Annotated in this window: 3 protein-coding genes; all 3 read right to left on the bottom strand. The window is 54.9% G+C overall.

Annotation, left to right across the window (positions count from 1 at the left end):
• On the bottom strand, nucleotides 1-2,598 hold the full coding sequence (gene acnD / locus AK965_RS20020) for a Fe/S-dependent 2-methylisocitrate dehydratase AcnD (protein WP_253252717.1): 2,598 nt from the start codon (nucleotides 2,596-2,598) through the stop codon (nucleotides 1-3).
• A gap of 100 nt (nucleotides 2,599-2,698) precedes the next feature.
• Complete coding sequence (gene prpC, locus AK965_RS20015) at nucleotides 2,699-3,841, bottom strand: 2-methylcitrate synthase (RefSeq protein ID WP_099081232.1); 1,143 nt, start codon at nucleotides 3,839-3,841, stop codon at nucleotides 2,699-2,701.
• Nucleotides 3,842-3,954: 113 nt separating this feature from the next.
• Nucleotides 3,955-4,851, bottom strand: coding sequence for a methylisocitrate lyase (prpB, locus tag AK965_RS20010; protein ID WP_099081231.1), 897 nt, complete (start codon nucleotides 4,849-4,851; stop codon nucleotides 3,955-3,957).
• Nucleotides 4,852-4,882: the final 31 nt, after the last annotated feature.

Genomic DNA, 4,882 nt, shown 5'->3' with positions numbered 1-4,882 from the left:
TTATTGCGCCAAAAAGTCTTGTGCAAAGCGCTGTAGTACCCCGCCCGCTTGGTAGACATGCACTTCATCGGCCGTGTCTAAGCGGCAGGTGACCGGCACATCGAGTTTTTCACCATTGGTGCGAGTAATAACTAACGCCAGCTCAGCCCCCGGAGTGATATCACCGACCACGTCATACAACTCACTGCCATCAAGCTCGAGCGTCTGACGGGTGGTGCCCGGTTTAAATTGCAACGGCAGGACGCCCATGCCAACTAAGTTGGTGCGGTGAATGCGCTCAAAGCCTTCTGCCACAATTGCTTCTACGCCAGCAAGACGCACGCCTTTGGCCGCCCAGTCACGAGATGAACCTTGGCCATAATCAGCCCCCGCAACCACTATCAGCGGTTGCTTACGCTGCATGTAGGTTTCAATCGCTTCCCACATGCGGGTGACTTGACCTTCTGGCTCAATACGCGCCAGTGAGCCCTGCACCACTTCGCCGCTCTCTTTCACCATTTCATTGAACAGTTTCGGGTTCGCGAAGGTGGCACGCTGCGCGGTTAAGTGGTCACCACGGTGGGTGGCGTAGGAGTTAAAGTCCTCTTCCGGCACGCCCATTTTCGCTAGGTATTCCCCAGCCGCGCTGCTGGCCATGATGGCGTTAGATGGCGATAGATGGTCGGTGGTGATGTTGTCACCCAGCACCGCCAGTGGGCGCATGCCCGACAGCGTGCGTTCCCCGCCTAATGCCCCTTCGCCCTCTTGTTGCCAATAAGGCGGACGGCGGATGTAGGTGCTCATCGGTCGCCAGTCGTACAGTGGGTTGGTATTACGTTCGTCTTGGTTCAGTTTGAACATCTGAATGTAGACTTGGTTAAACTGCTCGGGCTTCACGTGCTGACCCACTACTGCGTCGATTTCTTCGTCGCTTGGCCACAGGTCGTTGAGGTAAATCGGTTGGCCTTGGGCATCGATGCCGAGCGCATCACGTTCAATGTCAAAACGAATGGTGCCCGCCAACGCATACGCCACCACCAATGGCGGCGAAGCTAAAAACGCTTGCTTGGCGTACGGGTGAATCCGCCCATCAAAGTTACGGTTGCCAGATAAGACTGCTGTCGAGTACAAATCACGGTCGATGATTTCTTGTTGGATTTGTGGGTCTAGGGCGCCACTCATGCCATTACAGGTGGTACACGCGTAGCCGACAATGCCAAAGCCAAGCTTTTCCAACTCAGGCAGGAGACCCGCTTCTTCTAGATAGAGGCGCGCCACTTTCGAACCCGGTGCAAAGGAGGTTTTCACCCATGGCTTACGCACCAGTCCCAGTTCGTTGGCTTTTTTCGCCACTAGGCCCGCAGCCACCACGTTACGCGGGTTACTGGTGTTGGTGCACGAGGTAATCGCGGCGATGATGACCGCGCCATCGGGCATTTCGCCCTCTTTCTCTTGCCACTTGCCCGCGATGCCGCGCTCGGTCAGTTCTGAGGTTGGCAAACGGCGATGCGGGTTGGAAGGCCCGGCGAGGTTGCGACTCACGGTGGCGAGGTCAAACTCCAGCACGCGCTCATACACGGCGCTGTCTAAATCGTCGGCCCACAGCCCGGTTTGCTTCGCGTAAGTCTCGACCAATTTGACTTGCTCATCATCACGGCCGGTCAATTTGAGGTAGTTGATGGTCTGCTCATCAATGTAGAACATGCCTGCGGTCGCGCCGTATTCTGGTGTCATGTTGGAGATGGTCGCGCGGTCACCGATGGTCAGCTCGCGTGCGCCTTCGCCAAAGAATTCCAGATACGAAGAGACGACACGTTCGTTACGTAAGAACTCGGTAATCGCCAGCACGATGTCCGTGGCGGTAATGCCCGGTTGGCGTTGACCAGTTAACTTGACCCCCACGATATCAGGCAGGCGCATCATCGACGGACGCCCCAGCATCACGGTTTCCGCTTCCAGTCCACCCACGCCAATCGCAATCACCCCCAGTGCATCAACGTGCGGCGTGTGACTGTCAGTCCCGACACAGGTATCGGGATAAGCAATGCCCTGTTTGGCTTGCACCACGGGCGACATTTTTTCTAGGTTGATTTGGTGCATGATGCCGTTGCCGGCGGGAATGACGCTGACATTTTCAAACGCGGTTTTACACCATTCGATAAAGTGGAAACGGTCTTCGTTACGGCGCTCTTCAATGGCGCGGTTTTTGTCAAACGCCTCCGGGTCAAAACCTGCGTGCTCCACCGCCAAAGAGTGGTCGACAATCAGCTGGGTCTCCACCACAGGGTTCACTTTAGATGGGTCGCCACCTTGTTCGGCAATCGCATCACGCAAGCCCGCCAAGTCAACCAGTGCGGTCTGGCCTAGAATGTCGTGGCACACCACGCGCGCCGGATACCAAGGGAAATCGAGGTCACGCTTGCGCTCAATCAACTGCTTCAAACTGTCGGTTAATGTCGCTGGCTCGCAGCGGCGCACCAACTGCTCGGCCAGCACGCGGGAGGTGTATGGGAGGGTATCATAGGCACCCGGAGCAATCGCATTGACCGCTTCGCGTGCATCAAAGTAATCCAGTTTTGTCCCTGGGAGGGGTTTTCGGTATTGGGTATTGATATTCATAGGGGTTGCTTCCATTGCATCGGTACATCTTGCCTGGCACTGTGGCATCGAAAAGACACGCCTTCCCTCAACTTAGCTGTATAAGGAAAGGCATGACGCGTTAGCGTTGTTCGATTGGCACCCATTCTTGGTGCTCAGGACCGGTGTAATCCGCACTTGGACGAATGATGCGGTTATTGGCGCGTTGCTCATACACGTGCGCCGCCCAACCCGTTAAACGGCTCATCACAAAAATAGGTGTGAACAGCTTGGTAGGAATGTCCATAAAGTGGTACGCCGAGGCGTGGAAGAAGTCCGCATTACAGAACAACCCTTTCTCGCGCTTCATCACCGATTCCACTCGCTCAGACACAGCGTAAAGATGGGTATCCCCCACTTCTTTAGACAGTGCCGCTGACCAACGCTTAATTAAGGCGTTACGTGGGTCACTCTCGCGGTAAATCGCATGGCCAAAGCCCATGATTTTGTCTTTGTTTTCTAGCATTTTTAGGATGTTCGCTTCCGCTTCATCCGGCGTTTGCCAATTTTCAATCATTTCCATCGCCGCTTCGTTCGCACCACCATGCAAAGGCCCACGCAGGGTACCAATCGCTGCGGTAATGCAAGAATGCAAATCCGACAATGTCGAGGCACACACACGCGCCGCAAACGTCGACGCATTGAACTCGTGCTCCGCGTACAAAATCAGCGAGCAGTGCATCACTTGCTTATGCGTGTCACTCGGCGTTTTGTCGGTCAGCAACTTCAGGAAGTAACCGCCAATGCTGTCTTCGCTCTGGTCTTCGGTGTCAATGCGCACGCCATCATGGCTAAAGCGGTACCAGTAACAAATCATCGCTGGGAACAACGCCAACAGACGTTCAGTGGCGTGCAGCTGTTGGTCAAAGTCCGTCTCTTGCTCCAAGTTACCCAGCATAGAACAACCGGTGCGCAGCACATCCATTGGGTGCGCGTCGGCCGGAATGAGCTCTAACGCCTGCTTAAGCGCGGTTGGCAAGCCACGTAAACTCAGCAAATGCGTTTTGTACGCATCCAGCTCTTGTTGGTTTGGCAAGTGACCCCGCAGCAGCAAATGCGCCACTTCTTCGAATTGAGCATGGTTGGCCAGGTCGGTGATGTCATAGCCACGATAGGTCAGGCCGGTGCCCGATTTGCCCACCGTACACAGCGCTGTGCTGCCCGCACTTTGACCACGAAGGCCTGCGCCTCCGATTTGTTTTTTCTTTGCAACCGTTTCAGACATGGTTTGAACTCCTTTTCGGTCGGATGCGGCTCTCTTGTGGAGCGGTGCGTCACCCGACGACTTTCACGTGATTAGAAATTTTCCGAACTATTTCTTGGGCTTCCCCCGAGGGGTTATGACTCTTGTGAGAACAGTTGGTCCAACTTGTCCTCGTAGTCGTGATAATTGAGGTGCGCATACAACTCTTTACGCGTTTGCATCGAGTCAAGCAGCGCTTCTTGATTGCCCACTTCTAACAAATGCTTGTAGACATTCTCCGCCGCTTTGTTCATCGCGCGGAACGCACTTAATGGGTAGAGCACCATGTCGACGTTGGATTGAGCCAGCTCGTCACAGCCAAACAGCGGCGTTTGACCAAACTCAGTGATGTTGGCCAAGATAGGCACGTGTTTGCCCGTCGCTTGCTTGAGCGCCGCCGAGAACTGTTGGTACTGCTCTAGCTGGTTCATCGCTTCTGGGAAAATCATGTCCGCGCCCGCTTCCACATAAGCAATCGCACGCTCAATCGCGCTGTCCATACCTTCCACCGCTAGCGCATCGGTGCGTGCCATGATGACAAAGCTCTCATCCGTGCGCGCATCCACCGCCGCCTTGACGCGATCCACCATCTCTTGCTGGCTGACAATCGCTTTGTTCGGGCGGTGACCACAACGCTTTTGCGCCACTTGGTCTTCCATCTGCACCGCCGCCGCGCCGGCTTTTTCCATCGCTTTGATGGTGCGGGCAATGTTAAACGCGCCACCAAATCCGGTATCAATATCCACCAACAGCGGCAAATCACACGCATTGGTGATGCGGTCGACGTCGACCAATACATCATTGAGGGTGGTAATGCCTAAATCTGGCAGGCCGTAAGAGGCATTAGCAATGCCCCCGCCCGACAAGTAAATCGCTTGGTGGCCGACATTTTTGGCCATCATCGCGGTGTACGGGTTGATGGTGCCAACAATTTGTAGCGGATCGTTTTGCTCAACGGCGAGCCGGAATTTCGCCCCTGGTGATAAGCTCATGACAATTTCCTTCTAGTCTTGTTCTTTCTCT

Source organism: Vibrio sp. PID17_43, assembly GCF_002608565.1.
GTDB lineage: Bacteria > Pseudomonadota > Gammaproteobacteria > Enterobacterales > Vibrionaceae > Vibrio.
This window is presented reverse-complemented; position numbering and strand designations above follow the sequence as displayed.

Bases quoted from the DNA above. Each gene is read 5' to 3' on its own strand.
- prpB (WP_099081231.1), bottom strand. From the start codon at position 4,851: ATGAGCTTATCACCAGGGGCGAAATTCCGGCTCGCCGTTGAGCAAAAC.
- prpC (WP_099081232.1), bottom strand. From the start codon at position 3,841: ATGTCTGAAACGGTTGCAAAGAAAAAACAAATCGGAGGCGCAGGCCTT.
- acnD (WP_253252717.1), bottom strand. From the start codon at position 2,598: ATGAATATCAATACCCAATACCGAAAACCCCTCCCAGGGACAAAACTG.